Origin of the sequence: Marivibrio sp. (assembly GCF_040218065.1) — a bacterium.
In the GTDB taxonomy this organism is placed as follows: Bacteria; Pseudomonadota; Alphaproteobacteria; order UBA8366; family Aestuariispiraceae; genus Marivibrio.
This window is the reverse complement of the sequence record NZ_JAVJQE010000013.1, coordinates 267,710-287,344: the sequence shown is the minus strand read 5'-3', so window position 1 is coordinate 287,344 and position 19,635 is coordinate 267,710. Positions and strand designations below refer to the sequence as shown.

Below are 19,635 nucleotides of genomic sequence, written 5' to 3'. Positions count from 1 at the left end.
GGACGAAAGTTTATACGTTCGAATCCGGCGCCGCCGCCTTGCGCTCGGCCACGAAGGCGTCGAGGGCCTCCAGCACGCCGGGATCGATCGCCGGCGCCTCGTACTGCTGCAGCAGCTTCTTCCAATAGGCGTTGGCGCGCGCGGTCATATCGAGGCCGCCTTCAGCGTCCCACTGCTCGAAGCTGTTGTTGTCGGCGAGCGGCGAGCGATAGAAGGCGTCCTCGAAGTTGCGCTGGGTGTGGGCGCAGCCGAGATAGTGCTGGCCCGGGCCGACCTCGAAGATGGCGTCCATCGCCTGGCCGTTCTCGCTCATGTCCGGGCCGGCCAGCAGGCGACCGATCATCGCGGCCTGGTCGGCGTCCATCACGAACTTCTCATAACCCATCACCAGCCCGCCTTCGAGCCAGCCGGCCGTATGCAGCATGAAGTTGACCCCGCCCAGCGCCGCCGTCTGCAGCGTGTTGGCGGCCTCGTAGGCGGCTTGCGCGTCCGAGATCTTGGCGCCGCACAGCCCGCCGCCCGAGCGGAAGGGCACGCCGAGCCGGCGCGCCAGCTGCGCCGCGCCGTAGAGCACCAACGACGGCTCCGGCGAGCCGAAGGTCGGGGCGCCCGACTGCATCGAAATGGAGCTTGCGAATGTGCCGAAGATCACCGGCGCGCCCGGACGCACCAGCTGGGTCAGCGCCATGCCGGACAGCGCCTCGGCGTAGAGCTGGGTCAGCGTGCCGAGGACGGTCACCGGGCTCATCGCGCCGGCCAGGATGAAGGGCGAGATCACGCAGCCCTGATTGTTGCGCGCATAGACCTTGAGCGCGCCCAGCATGGTGTCGTCCCACACCATCGGCGAGTTCGCGTTGATCAGGTTCATGACGACGCAGTTCTGATCGACGAATTCTTCGCCGAACGCGATCTTCGCCATGTCGACCGTATCCTGCGCGCGCTCCGGCGCAGTGACGGAGCCCATGAAGGGTTTGTCGGAATAGCGCAGATGGCTGTAGACCATGTCCAGGTGGCGCTTGTTCACCGGCAGGTCGACCGGCTCGCACAAGGTGCCGCCCGAATGATGCAGGCCCGGCGACATGTAGGCGAGCTTCACGAAGTTCCGGAAATCCTCGATCGTCGCGTAGCGCCGGCCCTTATCCAGGCAACGCACGAAAGGCGGGCCGTAGGCGGGGACCAGGACGGTGTGGCCGTCGCCCATCTTCACGGTGCGCTCCGGATTGCGGGCGTGCTGGGTGATGCAGCTGGGCGCGCTCTGCTGGATGATCTGCTTCAGCATGCCGGGCTCGAAATGCACCCGTTCGCCGCGCACGTCGGCGCCGGCGTCGCGCCAGATCTGCAGCGTCTCCTCGTCGCCGCGGAATTCGATGCCGACTTCCTTCAGCACCCGGTCGGCGTTGCGCTCGATCAGGTCGAGGCCTTCCTCGTCGAAGACCTCGAAATAACCGATCTTGCGGGAGATGTAGGCCGGCGCCTTGCCCGCCGCGCCGGCGCGCTTGGCCTGACGGGCGGCGCGACCGCCGCCCTCTCCGCGGGCGCGGCGGCCTTCGCGGCGGCCGCCGCCTTCCGCCGCGCCGGCCCCGCCGTCGCCCAGATCCGTCAAACCGTCCGTCGCCGCGCCGTCGGTGTCGCTCATCTCTATCCGCTCCAGAAGACGTGCCCCGGAAGAGCCCCGGGAGGCAGGTGAAGGCGTCGGGCGTGGTGCGCCCGCTCTCTCATGTCCATCGCGTCAAGCGCGGGGAGCCCCAAGCGCCGCCCGCGTCTTGAAACGGGACTATCCGCCTGTTCGCGGCCTTCCGAATGCACGTGAGCGACATTCGATTGGACTAGGAGCGGCGCCCGCGGCGGCGATCGACGCCTGCGATGTTCCAGGACCGACGCCGCCGGCGAAAACGGAGCAATTGGCGTCGCACGCAGCGCCTTGGTTCGGGGCCGTGGGTGAGACTGTGCGGCCCTAGGGGGCGACGACCGGCCGTCCCCGTTCAAGGCTTATGACGCGTGAAGGACGAAGCGGCGATGAAGAGCGACGTGCAGGTGGCGGTGATCGGCGGCGGCGTGGTCGGGTGCAGCGTGCTGTACCATCTGACCAAGGCCGGCTGGAAGGACGTGGTGCTGATCGAGCGTTCGGAGCTGACCTCCGGCTCCACCTGGCATGCGGCCGGCGGGTTCCACACCATCAACGGCGATCCCAACGTCGCCAAGCTGCAGCAGTACACGATCGGCCTCTACAAGGAGATCGAGGAAATCTCGGGCCAGTCCTGCGGCTTCCACCTGACCGGGGGCGTGCTGCTGGCCGGCACCGAGGACCGCGTCGACTTCCTCAAGATGATGCGCGCGAAGGAGAAGCTGCTCGGCATCGACTGCGAGATGATCTCGCCGCAAGAGGCGGCCGAGTTGTTCCCGCTGATGGACCCGAAGCACTTCAAGGGCGCGATGTACAGCCCGCTGGAAGGCCACCTCGATCCGTCCGGCACGACCTACGCCTACGCCAAGGCGGCGCGGGTCCAGGGGGCCGAGATCTATTTGCGCAACCGCGTCGTCGACCTGCAGCACCGCCCGGACGGCAGCTGGGACGTGGTGACCGAGGAGGGGACCATCCACGCCGAGCATGTGGTCAACGCCGGCGGTCTGTGGGCGCGGGAATGCGGGCGCATGGTGGGCCTCGAGCTGCCGATCCTGGCGATGGAGCATATGTATCTCCTCACCGAAGACATGCCCGAGGTCGCCGAGATCAACGAGACCACCGGCAAGGAGGTGCTGCACGCCGTCGATTTCGAAGGCGAGATCTACATGCGTCAGGAGCGCGGCGGCATGCTGATGGGCACCTACGAGCGCGCGGGCGAGCCCTGGTCGGTCAAGGAGACGCCGTGGGCGTTCGGCCACGAGCTCCTCCAGCCGGATTTGGATCGAATTGCGCCGTCGCTGGAGGTCGGGTTCGAGCATTTCCCCGCCTTCCAGACCGCCGGCATCAAGCAGATCATCAACGGCCCCTTCACCTTCGCGCCCGACGGCAACCCCCTGGTCGGACCGATCCGCGGCCTGAAGAACTACTGGGTCGCCTGCGGCGTGATGGCGGGGTTGAGCCAGGGCGGCGGCGTGGGTCTGACGCTGGCCAACTGGATCACGGAAGGCGATCCCGGCTTCGACGTCTGGGGTATGGACGTCGCGCGCTACGGCGATTGGACGACGATGGCCTACACCCAGGCCAAGGTGCGGGAGAACTACTCGCGCCGCTTCCGCATCCGCTATCCGAACGAGGAGCTGCCCGCCGCCCGGGGGCTGCGCAAGACGCCGATCTATGAGCGCCTCAAGGCGCGCGGGGCGGTCTTCGGCGCGTCCTTCGGCCTGGAGGTGCCGCTGTGGTTCGCGCCCGAGGGGACGGAGCCGGTGGAGCAGGTGACCTTCAAGCGCTCCAACGCCTTCGGGCCGGTCAAGGCCGAGTGCAAGGCGGTGCGCGAGGGCGTGGGGTTGGCCGAGATCTCAAGCTTCGCGAAATACGAGGTGACCGGTCCGGACGCGGAGGCCTGGCTCTCGCGCCTGCTCGCCAACAAGCTCCCGAAGGAGGGGCGCCTCAGCCTCGCGCCGATGCTGAACGAGAAGGGCAAGCTGATCGGCGACTTCACCGTCGCCAAGGCGGGGCCGGAGCGGTTCTATGTCTTCGGCACCGGCGCGGCCGAGACCTATCACATGCGCTGGTTCCAGGAACACCTGCCGGAGAGCGGGGTCTCGCTGCGCGCGCTCGGGCTGGATCTGGTCGGCCTTTCGATCGCGGGTCCGAAGGCGCGCGACGTGCTGGCGGCCGTGACCGACGCCGACGTCTCCAAGGAGAGCTTCCGCTTCATGGACTTCCGCGAGATGGAGCTGGGCGTGATCCCCGCGATGGTCGGCCGCGTCACCTTCACCGGGGATCTCGGCTATGAGATCTGGGTGAAGCCGGAATTCCAGCAGCAGTTGTTCGATCTGCTGATGGAGGCGGGCGCGCCGCACGGCATCACGCTGTTCGGCGGGCGCGCGCTGCGCTCGCTGAGCCTGGAGAAGGGCTTCGGCTCCTGGGCGAGCGAATACCGCCCGATCTACGGCCCGTTCGAGGCGGCGATGGACCGTTTCGTCGACCTCTCCAAGAACGACTTCATCGGCCGCGCGGCGGCGGCGAAGGAGAAGGCCGAGGGGCCGAAGCGCCGCCTCGTCACCATGACCGTCGAGGCGGAGGACGGCGACGTCTTCGGCGACGAGCCGATCTGGCGCGGCGAGGACATCGTCGGCTGGGTCACCTCCGGCGGCTACGCCCACCACGCGGATCGCTCGGTGGCCATGGGCTACGTCACATCCGACCTCGCCCAGGACGGCGAGACCTTCGAGATCGAACTGCTGGGCCGCCGCCTCGCCGCGACCATCCAGGCGGAACCGCTGTTCGACCCGCAGGCGGAGCGGATGCGGGGGTAGGGGGCGCCGCGCTCTCGACAAACCCCGATCTCCTTCGGAGAGAGGGGGGAGGGTGAGGGGCCGCGCCGCACGGTCGAGGACGATCGAGAGGGCAGCGCCCCGCACCTGACCGCTGTCGCGGCCGATCTCTCCGGAAAGAGAGGGTTGGTGCGCGAGAGCTGAGTCCGCAATTTCGCTATAAAAAGTCTCCCTTGAGACGTTGTTTTCCGTCACGGGCGGGCTATTTCATGGTCGAAAATTGCGCGGCCGCACGGGTGCGGGCGCGACCTTTTTGCGTTCCGTTCGAACCTGTGGAGGCCGCCCGATGACCCAGTTCCAGCCGCTCGTGATTCCTGAGACCCTCGCCGCCGGCCCGGGGCCGGGCAACACCGACCCGCGCGTGCTGCAGGCCTACGCACAGGCCGGCGTCGCCGACCACATGCAGGCGGACGTGATCCGCGGCATGCGCGAGATCAAGCAGATGCTCCGCCAGATGTGGGGCACCGACAACACCTACACCTACGCGATCGCCGGCACGGGCTGGAACGGGCTGGATTGCCTGCAGGGCGCGATCCTGCCGGGCGACACGGTCGTCGCCTTCAACAACGGCACCTTCAGCGGCATCGATTGTCAGACCATCCGCATCAAGGCCTCGACGGCGGCCGATCTCGCCGCCGATCCGATCCAGCCGACGCCCGCCAACGTCGTGGTGATCGACGTGCCGCACGGGACCTCCGTGACGGGCGAGATGGTCGAGGCGGCGCTCGCCGAGCACAAGCCGATGTGGGCCTTCATGTCCCATTGGGAGACGGGGAGCGGCCGGATCAACGATCTCGCCGGCTTCAACGCCGCCTGCGCGAAGCACGGCGCGATGGGCCTGATCGACGCGGTCAGCAGCCTGGGCGTCGCCGACTTCTCGATCGACGACTATCCGGCCGTGGTCGGCTGGGCCTCCTGCCCGCAGAAGGGCGTCCTGGGCCTGCCGCTCACCTACGCGCCGGTCAGCTTCCGGCAAGAGTACATCGACCTGGTCGCCAAGCGCGGCTGCTACTCTTACGTCCACCATCCGATCCTGGCGGCGCGCCATTGGGGGATCGTCGACGGCGCGGATCAGGACGCGGCCGTCTACCACCAGACCCATAGCTGCTACGCCGTCGCCTCCTTCCACGAGGCGCTGCGCTTGAGCTTGGCCTACGGCCGCGCCAACAAGGCGGCCGATTACGCCTTCCACGAAGGGGTGCTGCGTGAGGCGGTGGAGGCGATGGGCTGCAAAGTCACCTCCAACATGACGAGCCTGATCGTCTGCAACCTGCCCGACGCGCTGGCCGGCCGAGAGAAGGAGCTGGTGCAGGGCTGCCGGGCCGAGAATTTCGCGATCTGGCCGACCCTGTCGGAGCCGGTGCAGATCCGCATCGGCATCCTGAACCAGCTGACCGCCGAGCGGATCGAGGAGATCGCCGACAAATTCGCCGACGCCGTCCTGGCGATGGCGCCGGGCCTGTTCGACAAGGACGCCGTGATCGGCGGCCTGCGCCAGCGTTATCTGGCTGCGGCGTGAGGGCTATTCGGCCGCCGCTTCACCAGCTCCGACCCGACCGCGCCCGAACTGCGCGTCGTAGGCCGCTTTCTGGCGCTTTAGGGCCGTGATCGTGTTGCGCATCAGGACCGCGACCGTCACCGGGCCGACGCCGCCGGGGACGGGGGTGATCCAGCCGGCGACCTCGGCGGCGCTGTCGTAATCGACGTCGCCGCAGATCGTCTCCCGGCCGTCCGCGTCTGTCACCGCGTTGATGCCGATGTCGATGACGGCCGCGCCGGGCTTGATCATGTCGCCGGTCACCAGTTTCGGCCGGCCGACGGCCACGAAGATCGCGTCGGCGCGCCGCGAATGGACGCTGACCGCGCGGGTCATGTGGTGGCAGACGGTGACCGTCGCGCCGGCCGCCATCGCCAGGAAGGCGATCGGTTTGCCGACGATCTCGGAATGGCCGATGACAACGACCTCGAGCCCTTCCAGCGGCAGGCCGGTGTGCTTCAACAGCTCGACCGAGGCGGCGGCGGTGCAGGGCGCCAGATCCAGCTCGTTATAGACGATGTTCCCGATCGAGGTCGGGTTCATCCCCTCCACGTCCTTGAAGGGGTGGACGGCGGTCTGCAGCGCCTTGATGGAGATCTGCGGCGGGACCGGGCGCTGGATGATGATCCCGGTGACCCGCGGGTCGACGTTCATGGTCTCGATCGCGGCCTCCAGCTCGCGTTGGGTGACGTCGGACGGGAAGGCGCGCTCCTCGAAAGCGACGCCGGCCTTCTCGGCGACGCGCTTCTGGTTGCGCACATAGACGTCGACGGCCGCGACGTCGCCGACCGTGATCGACATGAGCCGCGGGCGCCAACCGGTCTCGGCCAGCCGTTCGGCCTCCGCGCGCACCTCGCCCAGGATGCGCTCGGCCACCGGTTTGCCGCGCAGATCGCGATCGCCCATGCTCTCTCCCCTTGCAGTCTGCGGGTTCCTATTCGGCGTGTGGTACCGGCTCGCGGCGCCGCGCCCCTGCCCGCAAGCGACCGGCCTCGGCTTCTGGGCGACGCGCCGGCGCGTCGCGCCGGCGCTCACTCGGGCGCGGTGTAGTCGGGAATGATCGCCTCGAAGCCGCCGAACAGGCGCGGGTCCAGCTGACGCTCCCCGATCGCACGGCCTTCGCGGCGGGGGTCCGCGCCGCCGATCAGCTGACCGGCGATGATCTCGATCCCGTGCAGGCCGCTGGTCATCGACTTGACCTCCACCTCATAGCCGCGCGCCGCCATTTCGTCGGCCAGCGTCGCGGCGTCGGTGCCTTCCTCCAACTCCAGCGGTCCGTTTCGGTTGAGGTAGTGGGGCAGTTCCACGGCCTCCTGGATCGTCAGGTCCCACTCCAGAACGCCGAGCACGGCCTGCGCCGTGTAACCGATGATGCGGCTGCCTCCCGGCGAGCCGACGGCCAACCGCGGGGACCCGTTCGGCCCGAAGACCAGGGTCGGACTCATCGAGCTGCGCGGACGCTTGCCGCCCTGCATTTCGTTGGGGTGAACGCCGCTCTCCGGCCGCGGGGTCGAGGGCCAGGCGAAATCGGTCAGTTGGTTGTTCAGCAGAAAGCCCCCGACGAACAGGCCGCTGCCGAAGGCGAATTCGATCGAGCTGGTCATCACCGCGACGTCGCCGCTTTCGTCCACGATCGTAAGATGGGTGGTCGAGGGCGGCTCGTCCCCGTCGTCGGATCGCGGATCGGGGCCGGCGGGCGCGCCGGGCGGACGCCCGAAAGCGGCCTTGCGCTTGGGCCCGTCGGAGAGGTCCATCAGCGTCGCGCGCTCGACCAGATAGTCGGGGTCGAGCATCCCGGCGACCGGAATCTCGGCGAAGTCCGGGTCGCCGATATAGCGATCCCGATCGGCGTGCGCGAGCTTCATCGCCTCCGCGAAACGCTGCACGCTCTCGGCGTGCACCGGCGGGAACAGGCCGATGCGCTGCCCTTCCAACAATTTCAGGATCTGCAGCACGGTCAAGCCGCCGGATGAGGGCGGCGGCATGCCGCAGACCTGAAAGATTCGGTAGGGCGCGCACAGGTTGGGGCGCACCTTGGCTTCGTAACCGGCCATATCCTCCAGGCTCAGCACGCCGGGATTGATCGGGCTTTCCTGCACGGCCGCGACGATCGCCTCCGCGATCGGACCTTCGTAAAAGGCGTCGACGCCGTCCGTCTGGATCGTGCGCAGGGTCTCGGCGAAGGCGGGATTCTTCAGGACGCGGCCGACGGGCCAGGGCGCGCCGGCGTCGTCGTAGAAGAACGCCTCTGCCGACGGCAGCCGCTTCATGGTCGGGACCGCGCCGAGCAGCGAATTGAGGCGGGGCGAGACCGGAAAGCCCCGCTCCGCCATCCGGGCGGCGGGATCAAGCAACGCGGCGAAGTCTTTATTCCCGTGCGCGCCGTGCGCGGCCTCCAGCATACGCAGCAGGCCCGGCGCGCCGACCGAGCGGCCGCCGGTCAAGGCGTCGAAATAGCCGTGCGGCTCGCCGTCGGCCCCGTAGAACAGCGAGCCGTCGGCCGCGGCCGGCGCCGTTTCGCGCCCGTCATAGGTGGTGAGCGTCTCGCTTTCGGCGTCCCAGTAGAGGAGGAAGCCGCCGCCGCCGATCCCGGAACTCTGCGGCTCCACCAGATTGAGCACCATTTGGGCGGCGATCAATGCGTCGATCGCGGCGCCGCCGTCCTCTAGGACGCGCGCCGCGGTCTGGGCGGCGGCCGGATGGGCGACGGCGGCCATGTAGCGCTCGGCGAAGGCGGGCGCGGGCGCGGCGTGCAGGCTGTCCTGCACCTCGGAGAACAGGCTTTGGCTGATCGGCAGTCGGCTGCTGCGCCGCTCGTCCGCGACTTGAGCCTCGCGGTCGCCGAAGATCCCGCCCAAAAGCGCGGCCAGCATCCATCCGCCGAGCAACGCCGCGCCCCCCAGCAACCCGGCGCCGACGCCGGCCGCCAGCGCCGTCTTCGCGGTCCATTTCGGATCGGTCATACTCTCTCGCTTCCGCGACGCTCAAGGGGACGGCGGGACGGGAAGGGCGCTTACCCGCGTTCGGCCGCGATGCGCCCCGACGGCGTCAGCTTGCAGACCAGCCAGTCCGGCTTCAAGGGATTGTTGAACCAAGGCGTCGCCCAGCCTTGCTCGATGCAGCTTTGCACTGTTCGCTCATTGATGCGCTGACCGTAGGCGTCGAACAACGGCAGCTTGCCGCCGGGCTGGTCCAGGCCGCGACGGAGATAGGCGAGCTGCGCCTTTGACGGCCGCGACCCGCCGCCAGTCGGCGACGAGCCGCCGGCCTCCCGCGTTTGCGGCTGATCTCGCATCGTTGCTTCCGATCCCCTCGTGCGGCGGTCCGTTGGCGGTATGGTAGCCGGATGCGCGCTCGGCGCAAGGGCGCGCGCTGCGGCGCCGGCTAGGGCGCCTTCCGGCCCATGGCGGCGCTCAGCGCCCCGAAGCGCTTGAGGAACAGCGCCTTGGCCGCGTCCGGCGGCAGCGGCGTCGCGTCGAACGGCCCGGCGATGCGCACCTTGGGCGGCGCGCCCCACAGGCGCCGGGCTTCCGCGGGGCTGAAGCCGGCGATCTGGACGGCCTCCAGCGAGGCGCCCTTGCGGTCGGCGCGCTTGATCGCAGCCTCCACTCGCGCCGGCAGGTCGGCGGGCAGCCCGAAGCGCAGGTGAACGGCGCGCTGCAGGCGCTGCTCCAGATCCTTGTAGCCGTAGCCGACGGCCGCCTTGAAGGGAGAGATCATGTCGCCCACGACGTACTCGCTGGCGTCGTGCAGCAGCGCGGCGAGCCGCCAGGCGGGACTAAGGCCCGGATCCGCCTCCACCGCCAAGGCCTCGACCATGACCGAATGCTGGGCGACCGAGAAGGCCCATTCTCCATGCGTCTGGCCGTTCCAGCGCGCGACCCGGCTCAAGCCGTGGGCGACGTCCTCGATCTCCACATCCATCGGCGTGGGGTTCAAGAGGTCGAGCCGTCGCCCCGAGAGCATGCGCTGCCAGGCGCGCGGCGGATCGGCCGGTTCCGCCATCGGGTCAGACGTAGTCCGTCATCCAGCCGAGGCCTTCTTCGGTCCGGCCGGCCGGAAAATACTCGCACCCGATCCAGCCGTCGTAGCCTGCCTCGTCGAGCGCGGCGAGGACGGGGCCGTAGGCGATCTCGCCTCGGTCAGGCTCGGATCGGTCGGGCGCGCCGGCGATCTGGACGTGACCCAGGAAGGGCGCGGCGCGTGCGATCGTGCGGATCAGGTCGCCCTGCATCACCTGGCGGTGATAGAGGTCGAGCTGCAGGCGGATGTTGTCGCGGCCGATCGCCTGGATCAGAGAGAGCGCCTGTTCGGTGCGGCTGAGCACGTAGCCCGGCATGTCGCGGCTGTTGATCGGCTCCAGCAACAGCGTGCAGCCGGCGGCCTCCGCCTTGGGGGCAAGGCGGCGCAGGTTGGCCCCGAAGGCGCTCAGATAGGCGGCCTTGTCGAGATTCGGGGGCGCCAGCCCGGCCATGACATGCAGTTTCGCGCACTCGAGGGTCTGCGCATAGGCCAGCGCGCGGTCGAGACCGGCGTCCAATTCCTTCTCTCGGCCGGGCAGGGCGCCGAGGCCCCGATCGCCGTCTTCCCAATCGCCGGGCGGCAGGTTGAAAAGAACGAGCGACAGGCCGGTCGCGTCCAGCCGCTCTCGGATCGTCTCGGCCGGATGGTCATAGGGAAATTGGATCTCGACGCCCTTGAAACCCGCGTCGGCCGCCGCCTGGAAACGATCCAGGAAGTCGCGTTCGGTAAAGAGCGTCGACAGGTTGGCGGCGAACTTGACCATCCGTTCCTCGTTCAGACCGCGAGTTCGTAGATCATGCGCAGCGCGGTCACGAAAAGAAAGAGCGCGAAAGCCTTGCGCAACAATCCCGTCGGGATCGCGTGCGCGATTTTCGCCCCCAGCGGCGCCGCCAAGACGGTCGCCGGCACGATTAAGGTGAAGCCTAGCAGATTGACGTAACCGAGCGAAAAGGGCGGCAGATCGGCTGCGTTCAAGCCGTTCCAAACGAAGCTGGCCGCCCCCGGAACCGCGATGATCAGCCCGATCGCCGAGGCGGTTCCGACCGCGCGTCGGATCGGGAAATTGCACGCCGACAAGATGGGCACCGACAGCGTGCCCCCGCCGATGCCCATCAGCGTCGAGAAGGTCCCGATCAGCCCGCCGAGACCGTATTTGGCCGCGCCCGTCGGCAGGCTTTCGCGCACCGTCCACCCGTCGGGGCGAAGCGCCATGTTCGCGGCCACGACCAGCGCCACCGCGGCGAAGACGCCGGTCAGCACCTGACCGCTGACGACCAGCGAGATCGCGGCGCCCAGCAGCACGCCGAGAAAGATCGGGACGCCCCAGCTTCTCAGCAGGGCCGTGTCGACGCCGCCGCGCTTCCAGTGGGAGTGCGCCGAGCTGATCGAGGTCGGGATGATCGTCGCCAGCGACGTGCCGACGGCCATATGCATCCGCAGGCCTTCCTCGACCCCCATTCCGGTCAAGATATGGAACAGCACGGGTACGATGACGATGCCCCCGCCGACCCCGAGCAGGCCCGCCATGATTCCGGCGGCCACGCCGGTCCCCAGCATCGCCGCCGCCAGCGGGGCGAGCGTCGCCAGATCGAACGCCGCATTCATCGGATTACTCAGAACTCCACGCGTTTGATGGTTGTCAGGCGACTCCCCTCCGCCCGCTGGATGTGACCGTCCAGCGTCTCCAGATCCCAGACGCGGGTCGCCATGTCGGTCGCGTTGGCGTGCACGATGCGCGCGGGATCAACCATGATCCCGACATGACCCGGCCAGAAAACGACGTCGCCGCGCCGCAGCGCTTCTGCGGCGGGGTCGACGCTGCGGCCCAGCGCGGCCTCCTGCATGTCGCTGTCGCGCGGGCAGTCGATCCCGCAGCGTTGAAAGGCCAATTGCACCAGACCCGAACAGTCCAGTCCGACGCTGGTCTTCCCGCCCCAGAGATAGGGCGTCTCCAGGAACAGCTCGGCGACGCCGGCCGGGTCGTCGTCGACGCGGCTCAACGGCGCCAGATGGGCGGCGTGAACGAACCCGCCGCCGCTCTCCGGCGTCAGCTCGGCCCAGCGGCCTTCGGTCGCGACGACGGTTGCGGCGCTCTCTAGGCTGAGCAAATCGCGAGGCGGCGCCTTCAGGCTGGCCTCCGGGTAAAGAAAAGTGCGCACCACCGCGACGCGGTGCGTCGCCTCGGGTCCCGGCGCGCTCAGCCGATCCTCGCGGCAATAGCCGACATAGCCGTCGCGCTCGGCCTGGACCCACGCCCAGCCGTCTCGCCGGTCGAAGACGCGCACTCGCTCGCCGAACAGCAACTGGGTGTCCTGCGGCGCGTCGTCGGCCGGTCGGCGGCGCAGAGCGGCCGCGCCGACGGTGAGTTGCGCCGTCTCGCCCTCGACATACCGCCCGGCCTCGACGCGGCCCTTCAGGCGGGCGTCGGCGAGGTCGTCGCGAACGGCGTTGAGACGCGGGTCGAGGGAATCGGCCATCGCTATAGCGCGCTCCGTGCGGCGGATGAAAGAGCGCTAGAGTGATAGGGGAGCGCGAGGCCCCTGGCAACGCCCGCGCCCTTTCGGCCGGCGGCCGGCGGGCGCCGGTCAGTCGAACAGCTTGTCGATCTCGTCCTGCGATATCGACGCGTCGGACGGCAGGGCGGGTCCGTTCAGCAGTTGCTCGTCCGCGTCCTTGGCGTCGGCTTCGGATTTGTACTTCTGAGCCATCTCCTCGATGGCCTCCGCCCCCCACAAGGCGACCATCGAATTCACCCGTTCTTCGACGAACTTCATGGAGCGCACGATCTTGGTGACGCGCTGGCCGGTGATGTCCTGAAAGGTGCAGGCCTCCATAGCCTGCATGGTCTCTTCGTTCAGTTTGTCGCAGAGCGCGGCGCGCGCCTTCGGATCGTCGGCCGCGCGCACCTCCTCCACCAGTCCGTCGACATTCTCCATGCGCTCCAGGATCGAATGGGTCGCGCGCTCGGTCGCGGCCATGATCTCGTCCAGCTGGTCGGACATTGTCTGAAAGCGGGTGTTTTCGCCGTCGTGCGAGACCATTTGGGCGATCTCTTCGCGGAAGCGGCGGATGTACTGGACGAGGCTGACGACCTCGGCCTTCAATTGATCGTCTGACGCGGCGGCGGATGAGGGCATCTCTGAGCGGGACCTCGGTTTGGGGCGCGGCCCCGGAATGAAGAGGGCTCAGAACGCTTTAAAGGCGATGATGGTAAAAGTATCCTTAACGCCCGGCAGCGTTTGGATGTTCTCGGTCACGAAATGGCCGATATCCGCGTCCTCCGCGAGATAGACTTTCATCATCAGGTCGTAGTGGCCCGAGGTGGAATGCACCTCCGAGACCTGCTCGACCTCCTGGATCGCCGCGTCGGCGACCTCGTAGGCGCGGCCGAGTTCGCATTTCACCTGAATGAAGATCGTCTGCATGGCGGCGGATCCTGTCCGATGTGTGCATGGGCTGACCCGCCGCAACTCTGCCTCGCCAGATTGGGGGAGGCAAGGCGCAGGTGATTTCCGGGACTCGATATAGAACTCGACGGAATTAAGGATCGCGGCGCCGAAATCGGGGATCAGCCGCGCAACAGGAAGGCGGGGACCAAATCCGTCTCGCCGAAGGGCTTGTCCAGATCCTCGGGCCGCACGTCGCGGGGCTGACGCTCGCCGCGGCGGTTGCGCTTGGATCTGTCCTCCTGGCGCGCGCGGCCCTTCGACGGCGCGGGCTTCGACGCTTCGGCAGGGGCGGTCTCGTCGTCGGCCCCTTCGTCATTGGCGGGCTCGGCGGACGCCTGATCCGCCGGGGCCTGATCGGCGGAGGCGGCCTCGGCCCGCGCGGACTCTGCCGGTTTGCTCTCAGCCTTGCGCGCCCGGGAGCGCTTGGCGCGCGCCTTCTTCGGCTTCGCGTCGGCGGCGTCGGCTTCGGACGCGTCTTCGGCCGGCGTCGCGGCGGCCTCGTCCTTGGGCGCGTCGCCTTCGCGCGGAATCTTGCGTCCGATCAGCTTCTCGATCTCCGCCATTTGCTTCTCGTCGTGATCGGTGACCAGCGTGATCGAGGCGCCTTTGCGCCCGGCGCGACCCGTGCGCCCCACGCGGTGGACGTAGTCCTCCGAGTGGGAGGGGACGTCGTAGTTGAAGACGTGGCTGACGGTCGGGATGTCCAGCCCGCGCGCCGCCACGTCGGAGCAGACCAGCACGTTGATCTCGCCGTCGCGGAACTTGGCCAGCCACTCCATGCGCTTGTACTGGTCCATATCGCCGTGCAGCGCGCCCGCGCTAAAGCCGTCCTTCTCAAGCGAGCGATAGAGCGTCGCGACGTCGCGCTTGCGGTTGCAGAAGATCAGCGCGTTGGTGACGGCCTCTTTACGCAGCTGCTCGACCAGCGTCTTGCGCTTGCTGCGCGGGCTCACATGGATCGCCTTCTGGTCGATCGTATCGGCCGTGGTGGCCGGCGGGGCGACGGTGATCTCTTTCGGGCTGTCGAGGAATTTGTCGGCGAGGCGCCGGATCTCTTTCGGCATGGTGGCCGAGAACATCAGCGTCTGACGCATGCGCGGCATCAGAGAGACGATGTGTTCGACGTCGGGAATGAAGCCCATGTCGAGCATCCGGTCCGCCTCGTCGATCACCAGCAGCTTGGCGTCGGTCAAGATGACCTTGCCGCGTTCGCAATGGTCCATCAGGCGCCCGGGCGTGGCGATCAGCACGTCGACGCCGCGGGTGATCTTGGCCTCCTGCTCGGAGAAGCTCACGCCGCCGATCAGCAGCGCCATCTCCAGTTTGCAGTACTTCCCGTAGATCTCGAAATTCTCAGCAACCTGAGCGGCCAGTTCGCGCGTCGGCTCGAGAATGACCGAGCGAGGCATGCGCGCACGGCCGCGCCCCTGACTCAGAATGTCGATCATCGGCAGGGTGAAGGACGCGGTCTTTCCCGTCCCCGTCTGGGCGCACCCCAGAATGTCCTTGTTCATCAGAACGGGGGGGATCGCCTTCTCCTGAATTGGAGTCGGCTGCTCGTAACCGGCGTCGGTCACGGCGCGCAGGACGTTGTCTGACAGTCCCAGGTCGGCGAAAGTCGTCATGGAGTCGGCGCTAAATCCTAAGCGTTGCGGGCTGCGGCGGTTCGCGTGCGCCTTTGCGCGGCGGCGAAACGCCCCTCGAACCCGATGGCCGGCCGTCAATTTCTCCGCCCGGCCGCGGTTTCGGCGAAGGGCGGCGGCCGGCGGCGCACCGCGGCGGACTATAGGGGTTGCAGGGTCCAAGTCAACGCCGCTGATCCGCGCGCGCCGGGCGAAACGCCTTTTCCCCACGCGCCGTTGCCGCGCGGTCACGTCGAGGGCTAGAGTCGTCGGCGGTGAGGCCGATTTTGGAGGACGAGGCCATGCTGATCGCGCGCGACCGTTCGGCGCTCGTGTTGATCGACTGGCAGGCGCGGCTGTTGCCCGCGCTGGAGGGCTCGGAAGCGGCGCTGGCGACCGCCGGGCGGCTGCTCGCGGCCGCGCGTCGGCTCTCTGTGCCCGTGCTGGCGACGGAGCAGTATCCCAAAGGCCTCGGGCGCACCGATCCCCGCCTGGGCGAGGCGCTGCAGCCCGACGAGGTGCTGGAGAAAACCTATTTCAACGCGGCTGCAGAAGCGTCGATCGCAACTGCGGTGGAACGCCTGCGTCGGCCGTTGTTGGTTCTGGCCGGCGCGGAGGCGCATGTCTGCGTGCTGCAGACGGCGCTCGGCTTGACGGCCCGCGGCTATCAGGTGGCCGTGGTCGCGGACGCGCTCGCCAGCCGGCGCGCGTCCGATAAAGAGTTGGGGGTGGAGCGGATGCGCCAGACGGGCGTCCAGATCGTCTCGGCTGAGATGGTCCTGTTCGAATGGATCGGCGAGGCCGCAACGCCTGAGTTCCGCGACTTGCTCGATCTGATCAAATGAAGGCGGTCGAGCGCGTCCCGCTTGTTCTCGTCCCCGGCCTGCTGCTGACCGAGGGGCTCTTCGCGCACCAGATCCGGCATCTGGCGGATCTGGCGGACATGCAGGTCGCCGATACGCTGCAGGACGACGACGTCGACGCGATGGCGGAGCGATTGTTGGCCGCCGCGCCTCCGCGCTTCGCGCTCGCCGGTCTGTCGATGGGGGGCTATGTGGCGCTGGCGGTCATGGCCAAGGCCCCGGAGCGGGTCTCCCGCCTGGCCTTGCTGGATACGCAGGCCTGCGCCGATTCGCCGGAGGCGAAGCGCCGTCGCCGTGCGCTGTTGACCTTGTCGAAGCAGGGGCGGTTCCGGGGCGTCACCCCGCGGCTGCTGCCGCAGTTGATCCATCCCGAGCGGCTTGAGTAGGCGGCGCTTTCGGACCCGATCGTGCAGATGGCCGAGGCCGTCGGGCGCGACGCCTTCGCGCGCCAGCAGACGGCGATCATGACGCGTCCGGATCGTCTCGACCTGCTGCCGTCGATCCGTTGTCCGACCCTTGTGATGGTCGGTCGACAAGACGCGCTCACCCCGCTCGCCCGGAGCGAGGAGATGGCTGCGGCGATCCCTGGGGCCCGTCTCGCCGTGATTGAAGACTGCGGCCATTTGCCGACGATGGAGCGGCCGCAGGCGGCGACGGCGCTGCTGCGCGACTGGGCGCTCTACGACCGGTGAGCGTCGCTCAGTTCCGCATGCGCCAGAACGGGTCGGGGTCGTCGTTCGGATCGCGGATGGGAAACAACAGGCGCGCCGCCAACTGCGCGCCGCGCCGGAAGGCCGGCGCCGCCAGGCCGCGTCGATCGCGGCTGACGTCGACCGTCAGGCGGGTCGCGCTCAACACGTGATCGCGGTTGCAATAGGCGATGAGCAGCGTCGCCGCGCCGGCCGCCGTTTTCTCAGCACTCTCGTCCAGCCGCTCGCCGGCGCACAGGCTGCGCGCGCTCATGTCGATCGGCGGGTCGGCCTTGACGGCGAGCCGGCTGGCGTCCGCCGGGACGTCTGGCCGGTAGACGAACTCGGTGCGTCCGGCCGGCGTGCGGCCCGTCATATGGTCGGCGAGCGCCTCGCCCAGCGCCTGCGGGCTCTCGCCCAGCACGCCGCCGGCGACGGCGACCGGCATCTGCTGGTTCGCGTGCAGAAAGCGGAAATTGCCGACGTCGTAGGCCGGCTGGACCTGCGTCTTCGTCAACACGTAGTCGTTGAAGGCCCCGATCGGCGCGCTGGTGCAGGCGGCGAGCGCAATGAACGCAGCAGCGGCGGCCGCGAGGGGGCGGATCAGGCGGATGGTCACGTCGTTCGTCCTCCGGCGCTTAGCGGGCGTTTGAAGACCACCCCCGCAGGCGGACCCCGCTGCCTGTCCCCCGGTCGCGCCCGGCGGATCGTCACCGTCAACGGAGAGCGCGCCCTGCGATCGCCAAGCCCGGCGAGCCGCCGGTGTGAAATGACACATAGCCTTGAACCGGCGCCGCATAATTCTGGACGAAAATGACACATTTCCTAGGAAAAATATGTACCGATCAGACGGTTTCGGGATGCGTCGACCCGTCCGATCATGATCGCAGAAGAGACGTTTGATGCGTAGTGGCTGATGGGCCGCGTGTAGCCAATCGCAGAAATTCGCCTGCCGTCTGCGGAAAGGCCGAACGGCATGGATTGATAACGCCCGGGCCAAGCGCTGGCGACGCCAAAAAAAAAACCTCGGCGAGGCCGAGGCTTTATGGAGTTTGGGTCGCAGGGAGATCGAGGTCAGAGGGTATTTCCCTCCTGGTAAGCGCCGAGCTTGTGCTCCTTACCTTTCGGACCAATCGAGACGATCTGGCCATCCGGCTTTTTATACATCGTGTAGCACTGCTCCACGCCGTTGAACCATTCGTCGACCGTGAAGCACATCTGGTCCGCGTCGTTGACGCGCCAGGTGCCGTCGCCGGTCGTGCCGTTGTTCATCTTCCACAAATAGGCCCCGTCGGGCGCGTAGTAGGAGTGACCGTTGCCGCTCGCCCATTCGCGTGTGGAGTCGTTCAGCGTCGCCTCGATCTCCCACTTCGCGAGCTGCGTCGCCCCTTCTTCCTGCATCGCCTCTTCCGTCGTCCCGCAGGCCGCCAGCGCCGCAAGGGCGGCTGCGCCGATAAGCGCCTTCTTCAAGATACCCATGGTGAGAGTCCCCTCATTCGCTCTGATCGTCATCGTTCTGGATCGGACTGTGCGGCCGATCCGCGTGGCCGCATCGACGCTGCGTCGAGGCGGTGAGCGAAGAATAAGAGGGCGTAACGGACCGGGTCATATCCCCTATGGGATATGGGGCCAAATTTATCCCGTTTTCGGCGCATCATCCTTTCTGATAGGCAGATGGGCGGAGAGCGCGCGTCGGACCAAATCGGTGCGAGTCGCGCAGCCGGTCTTGGAGAGTATGGACTTGATCTGAAGGCGCGCCGTGCCGGGCGTGGTGCCGCGGATCTCGGCGATCTCCTCCGTGCCGGCGCCGTTCACCAGCAGCATCGCGACGCCCATCTCGCTGTCGGTCAGGCCGTAGACGCTGGCGAAGGCGTCAATCCGAATGATCGGGTGATAGGTCGGGTCGTAAATTTTGACCAAAGCGCCGACGAAGCCGCGCCCGATCTCCCGGTCCGTGTCGCGCAGCGGAGAGACCTCAAGGCAGAAGGGGTCTTCGCCGCTGCGTCTCGGGGCGTTGAAGATCGCCTCAGGGGCGTCGCCTTCGCCTGCGCCCGTGGCCGCGGCCGCGCGCACCGCGTCGAGCAATCGGGCGTGAGCGTCCGGATCGCTGAGCCGGATGCGTCCCGCCAGATCGCGGTCGAGCCCGCAATCCTTGGCCATGATGACGTCCGCGGATTCGTTCGCAACCGCGATCCGACCCGCCGGGTCAACGATCGCCACCGGCACGGCGAAGCGGTCCAGCGCGCCCAGCACCGCCCGGAACCGGGCCTTCAACTGTGTGAAGACGTTCGCGAGCTTTACCGTCTGCGCGACGAAGGGCAGGTAGGCTGAGAACGCCGCGCGCTCCGCCTCCGTCGCCGGACCGCGCCCTACGGCGAATTGGACAGTGTAGGTGTTGAACCAGCTCATGTCTTCATTGAGGCGCGCCACTATCCTGTGATCTATGCCGAGCATCTCGCGGAGCCCCACGAAATCGGGCCGTCCCCGTAGGTCATGTTCTTCCGGCCAGAGGTCATCTTCACTCAGAACCTGAAACCGTTCACTGGAGCGGATGATAGGGATGCCAGACGCCTCGAACTGAGAGAAGCGTTCGTTGTAAGCCTTTATGACGTCTGTCGTTAACTTGCTAGAACCCCAAACTGCCTGAAATCCTCCAGCGCCGGCCATGCTGACGGAAATGACACCGCCCGACAAAGCGCCAACCTGGTCGTTCAATCGATCGAGCAGGCTAACCCAGCGGCTCTCATCGATCGCCGCGTCGAAAAGATCGCTCGCGATCTTTCGATCAAAGCTCAATACCCCCTCCTGGCGTCTGTTCTCGCGTCGGGCGCTCCGCCATCTTCCTCGACGGCGATGCATTTGGCTCGCGCGCAACTTGGAGGGTAAAAAGATACCGTGCAGGTGGGAAGCTTAAATTGGGAGTTTTGGTTGCGCAGTAACTATCGGTAGAGACTTGGCGCATTGGGTGCGCGGGGGGAAAACTGCGTAGAC

At 67.7% G+C, this 19,635-nt stretch carries 19 protein-coding genes; 5 read left to right on the top strand and 14 right to left on the bottom strand.

Annotated features, from left to right (window positions below; genetic code table 11):
• Positions 1 to 10: 10 nt before the first annotated feature.
• The gene (locus tag RIB45_RS13250; RefSeq protein ID WP_350050809.1) at positions 11 to 1,636 is read right to left on the bottom strand and encodes a trimethylamine methyltransferase family protein; all 1,626 of its coding nucleotides are present in this window, start codon (positions 1,634 to 1,636) and stop codon (positions 11 to 13) included.
• A gap of 362 nt (positions 1,637 to 1,998) precedes the next feature.
• Here RIB45_RS13250 and RIB45_RS13245 point away from each other — a divergent pair, with 362 nt between their 5' ends.
• Positions 1,999 to 4,443, top strand: a complete 2,445-nt coding sequence (locus RIB45_RS13245) for a GcvT family protein (protein WP_350050808.1) — start codon at positions 1,999 to 2,001, stop codon at positions 4,441 to 4,443.
• Positions 4,444 to 4,747: 304 nt separating this feature from the next.
• Positions 4,748 to 5,980 (top strand): pyridoxal-phosphate-dependent aminotransferase family protein, encoded by a 1,233-nt coding sequence (locus RIB45_RS13240; protein WP_350050806.1) that lies wholly within the window; start codon positions 4,748 to 4,750, stop codon positions 5,978 to 5,980.
• Between the two features lie 3 nt (positions 5,981 to 5,983).
• Here RIB45_RS13240 and RIB45_RS13235 read toward each other — a convergent pair whose 3' ends face one another.
• The 10 genes from RIB45_RS13235 to RIB45_RS13190 form a co-directional block, all read right to left on the bottom strand.
• Complete coding sequence (locus RIB45_RS13235) at positions 5,984 to 6,904, bottom strand: bifunctional 5,10-methylenetetrahydrofolate dehydrogenase/5,10-methenyltetrahydrofolate cyclohydrolase (RefSeq protein ID WP_350050804.1); 921 nt, start codon at positions 6,902 to 6,904, stop codon at positions 5,984 to 5,986.
• A gap of 125 nt (positions 6,905 to 7,029) precedes the next feature.
• Complete coding sequence (gene ggt, locus RIB45_RS13230) at positions 7,030 to 8,961, bottom strand: gamma-glutamyltransferase (protein WP_350050803.1); 1,932 nt, start codon at positions 8,959 to 8,961, stop codon at positions 7,030 to 7,032.
• Between the two features lie 50 nt (positions 8,962 to 9,011).
• The gene (locus RIB45_RS13225) at positions 9,012 to 9,293 is read right to left on the bottom strand and encodes a hypothetical protein (protein WP_350050801.1); all 282 of its coding nucleotides are present in this window, start codon (positions 9,291 to 9,293) and stop codon (positions 9,012 to 9,014) included.
• An 89-nt stretch (positions 9,294 to 9,382) separates the two neighbouring features.
• A complete protein-coding gene (locus RIB45_RS13220) occupies positions 9,383 to 10,003 on the bottom strand; it encodes an HD family hydrolase (protein WP_350050800.1) in 621 nt (206 codons plus the stop codon).
• A gap of 4 nt (positions 10,004 to 10,007) precedes the next feature.
• Positions 10,008 to 10,784: a 2-oxo-tetronate isomerase gene (otnI, locus tag RIB45_RS13215; protein WP_350050799.1), complete on the bottom strand. Its 777-nt coding sequence runs from the start codon at positions 10,782 to 10,784 to the stop codon at positions 10,008 to 10,010.
• A gap of 11 nt (positions 10,785 to 10,795) precedes the next feature.
• The gene (locus tag RIB45_RS13210) at positions 10,796 to 11,626 is read right to left on the bottom strand and encodes a sulfite exporter TauE/SafE family protein (RefSeq protein WP_350050798.1); all 831 of its coding nucleotides are present in this window, start codon (positions 11,624 to 11,626) and stop codon (positions 10,796 to 10,798) included.
• 8 nt (positions 11,627 to 11,634) lie between these two features.
• Positions 11,635 to 12,498 carry a C40 family peptidase gene (locus RIB45_RS13205; protein WP_350050797.1) on the bottom strand — a complete coding sequence of 288 codons (864 nt, stop codon included), beginning with the start codon at positions 12,496 to 12,498 and terminating at the stop codon, positions 11,635 to 11,637.
• Positions 12,499 to 12,606: 108 nt separating this feature from the next.
• The gene (locus tag RIB45_RS13200; protein ID WP_350050796.1) at positions 12,607 to 13,158 is read right to left on the bottom strand and encodes a protein phosphatase CheZ; all 552 of its coding nucleotides are present in this window, start codon (positions 13,156 to 13,158) and stop codon (positions 12,607 to 12,609) included.
• Positions 13,159 to 13,206: 48 nt separating this feature from the next.
• Positions 13,207 to 13,446 carry an Lrp/AsnC ligand binding domain-containing protein gene (locus RIB45_RS13195; protein WP_350050795.1) on the bottom strand — a complete coding sequence of 80 codons (240 nt, stop codon included), beginning with the start codon at positions 13,444 to 13,446 and terminating at the stop codon, positions 13,207 to 13,209.
• 143 nt (positions 13,447 to 13,589) lie between these two features.
• On the bottom strand, positions 13,590 to 15,095 hold the full coding sequence (locus RIB45_RS13190; RefSeq protein WP_350050793.1) for a DEAD/DEAH box helicase: 1,506 nt from the start codon (positions 15,093 to 15,095) through the stop codon (positions 13,590 to 13,592).
• A gap of 272 nt (positions 15,096 to 15,367) precedes the next feature.
• On the opposite strand from RIB45_RS13190, the gene RIB45_RS13185 reads away from it, so the two are divergent.
• The 3 genes from RIB45_RS13185 to RIB45_RS13175 are packed head-to-tail and all read left to right on the top strand — an operon-like array spanning position 15,368 to position 16,647.
• Complete coding sequence (locus RIB45_RS13185) at positions 15,368 to 15,937, top strand: isochorismatase family protein (RefSeq protein WP_350050792.1); 570 nt, start codon at positions 15,368 to 15,370, stop codon at positions 15,935 to 15,937.
• Positions 15,934 to 16,341, top strand: coding sequence for an alpha/beta fold hydrolase (locus tag RIB45_RS13180; protein ID WP_350050791.1), 408 nt, complete (start codon positions 15,934 to 15,936; stop codon positions 16,339 to 16,341). The genes RIB45_RS13185 and RIB45_RS13180 overlap by 4 nt, the downstream gene beginning before the upstream one ends.
• A gap of 27 nt (positions 16,342 to 16,368) precedes the next feature.
• On the top strand, positions 16,369 to 16,647 hold the full coding sequence (locus RIB45_RS13175) for an alpha/beta fold hydrolase (protein WP_350051395.1): 279 nt from the start codon (positions 16,369 to 16,371) through the stop codon (positions 16,645 to 16,647).
• A gap of 7 nt (positions 16,648 to 16,654) precedes the next feature.
• Here the strand turns inward: RIB45_RS13175 and RIB45_RS13170 are convergent, their stop codons facing one another.
• From RIB45_RS13170 to RIB45_RS13160, 3 genes are all read right to left on the bottom strand, one after another.
• Positions 16,655 to 17,263, bottom strand: a complete 609-nt coding sequence (locus RIB45_RS13170) for a hypothetical protein (protein WP_350050790.1) — start codon at positions 17,261 to 17,263, stop codon at positions 16,655 to 16,657.
• A gap of 455 nt (positions 17,264 to 17,718) precedes the next feature.
• Positions 17,719 to 18,123: a DUF995 domain-containing protein gene (locus RIB45_RS13165; RefSeq protein ID WP_350050789.1), complete on the bottom strand. Its 405-nt coding sequence runs from the start codon at positions 18,121 to 18,123 to the stop codon at positions 17,719 to 17,721.
• 156 nt (positions 18,124 to 18,279) lie between these two features.
• A complete protein-coding gene (locus tag RIB45_RS13160) occupies positions 18,280 to 19,440 on the bottom strand; it encodes a helix-turn-helix transcriptional regulator (RefSeq protein WP_350050788.1) in 1,161 nt (386 codons plus the stop codon).
• Positions 19,441 to 19,635: the final 195 nt, after the last annotated feature.

Coding starts and splice junctions, on each gene's coding strand:
- RIB45_RS13205 (WP_350050797.1), bottom strand. CDS start 12,498: ATGGCCGATTCCCTCGACCCGCGTCTCAACGCCGTTCGCGACGACCTC.
- RIB45_RS13235 (WP_350050804.1), bottom strand. CDS start 6,904: ATGGGCGATCGCGATCTGCGCGGCAAACCGGTGGCCGAGCGCATCCTG.
- RIB45_RS13180 (WP_350050791.1), top strand. CDS start 15,934: ATGAAGGCGGTCGAGCGCGTCCCGCTTGTTCTCGTCCCCGGCCTGCTG.
- RIB45_RS13195 (WP_350050795.1), bottom strand. CDS start 13,446: ATGCAGACGATCTTCATTCAGGTGAAATGCGAACTCGGCCGCGCCTAC.
- RIB45_RS13220 (WP_350050800.1), bottom strand. CDS start 10,003: ATGGCGGAACCGGCCGATCCGCCGCGCGCCTGGCAGCGCATGCTCTCG.
- RIB45_RS13225 (WP_350050801.1), bottom strand. CDS start 9,293: ATGCGAGATCAGCCGCAAACGCGGGAGGCCGGCGGCTCGTCGCCGACT.
- RIB45_RS13175 (WP_350051395.1), top strand. CDS start 16,369: ATGGCCGAGGCCGTCGGGCGCGACGCCTTCGCGCGCCAGCAGACGGCG.
- RIB45_RS13190 (WP_350050793.1), bottom strand. CDS start 15,095: ATGACGACTTTCGCCGACCTGGGACTGTCAGACAACGTCCTGCGCGCC.
- RIB45_RS13250 (WP_350050809.1), bottom strand. CDS start 1,636: ATGAGCGACACCGACGGCGCGGCGACGGACGGTTTGACGGATCTGGGC.
- otnI (WP_350050799.1), bottom strand. CDS start 10,784: ATGGTCAAGTTCGCCGCCAACCTGTCGACGCTCTTTACCGAACGCGAC.
- RIB45_RS13240 (WP_350050806.1), top strand. CDS start 4,748: ATGACCCAGTTCCAGCCGCTCGTGATTCCTGAGACCCTCGCCGCCGGC.
- RIB45_RS13165 (WP_350050789.1), bottom strand. CDS start 18,123: ATGGGTATCTTGAAGAAGGCGCTTATCGGCGCAGCCGCCCTTGCGGCG.
- ggt (WP_350050803.1), bottom strand. CDS start 8,961: ATGACCGATCCGAAATGGACCGCGAAGACGGCGCTGGCGGCCGGCGTC.
- RIB45_RS13200 (WP_350050796.1), bottom strand. CDS start 13,158: ATGCCCTCATCCGCCGCCGCGTCAGACGATCAATTGAAGGCCGAGGTC.
- RIB45_RS13210 (WP_350050798.1), bottom strand. CDS start 11,626: ATGAATGCGGCGTTCGATCTGGCGACGCTCGCCCCGCTGGCGGCGGCG.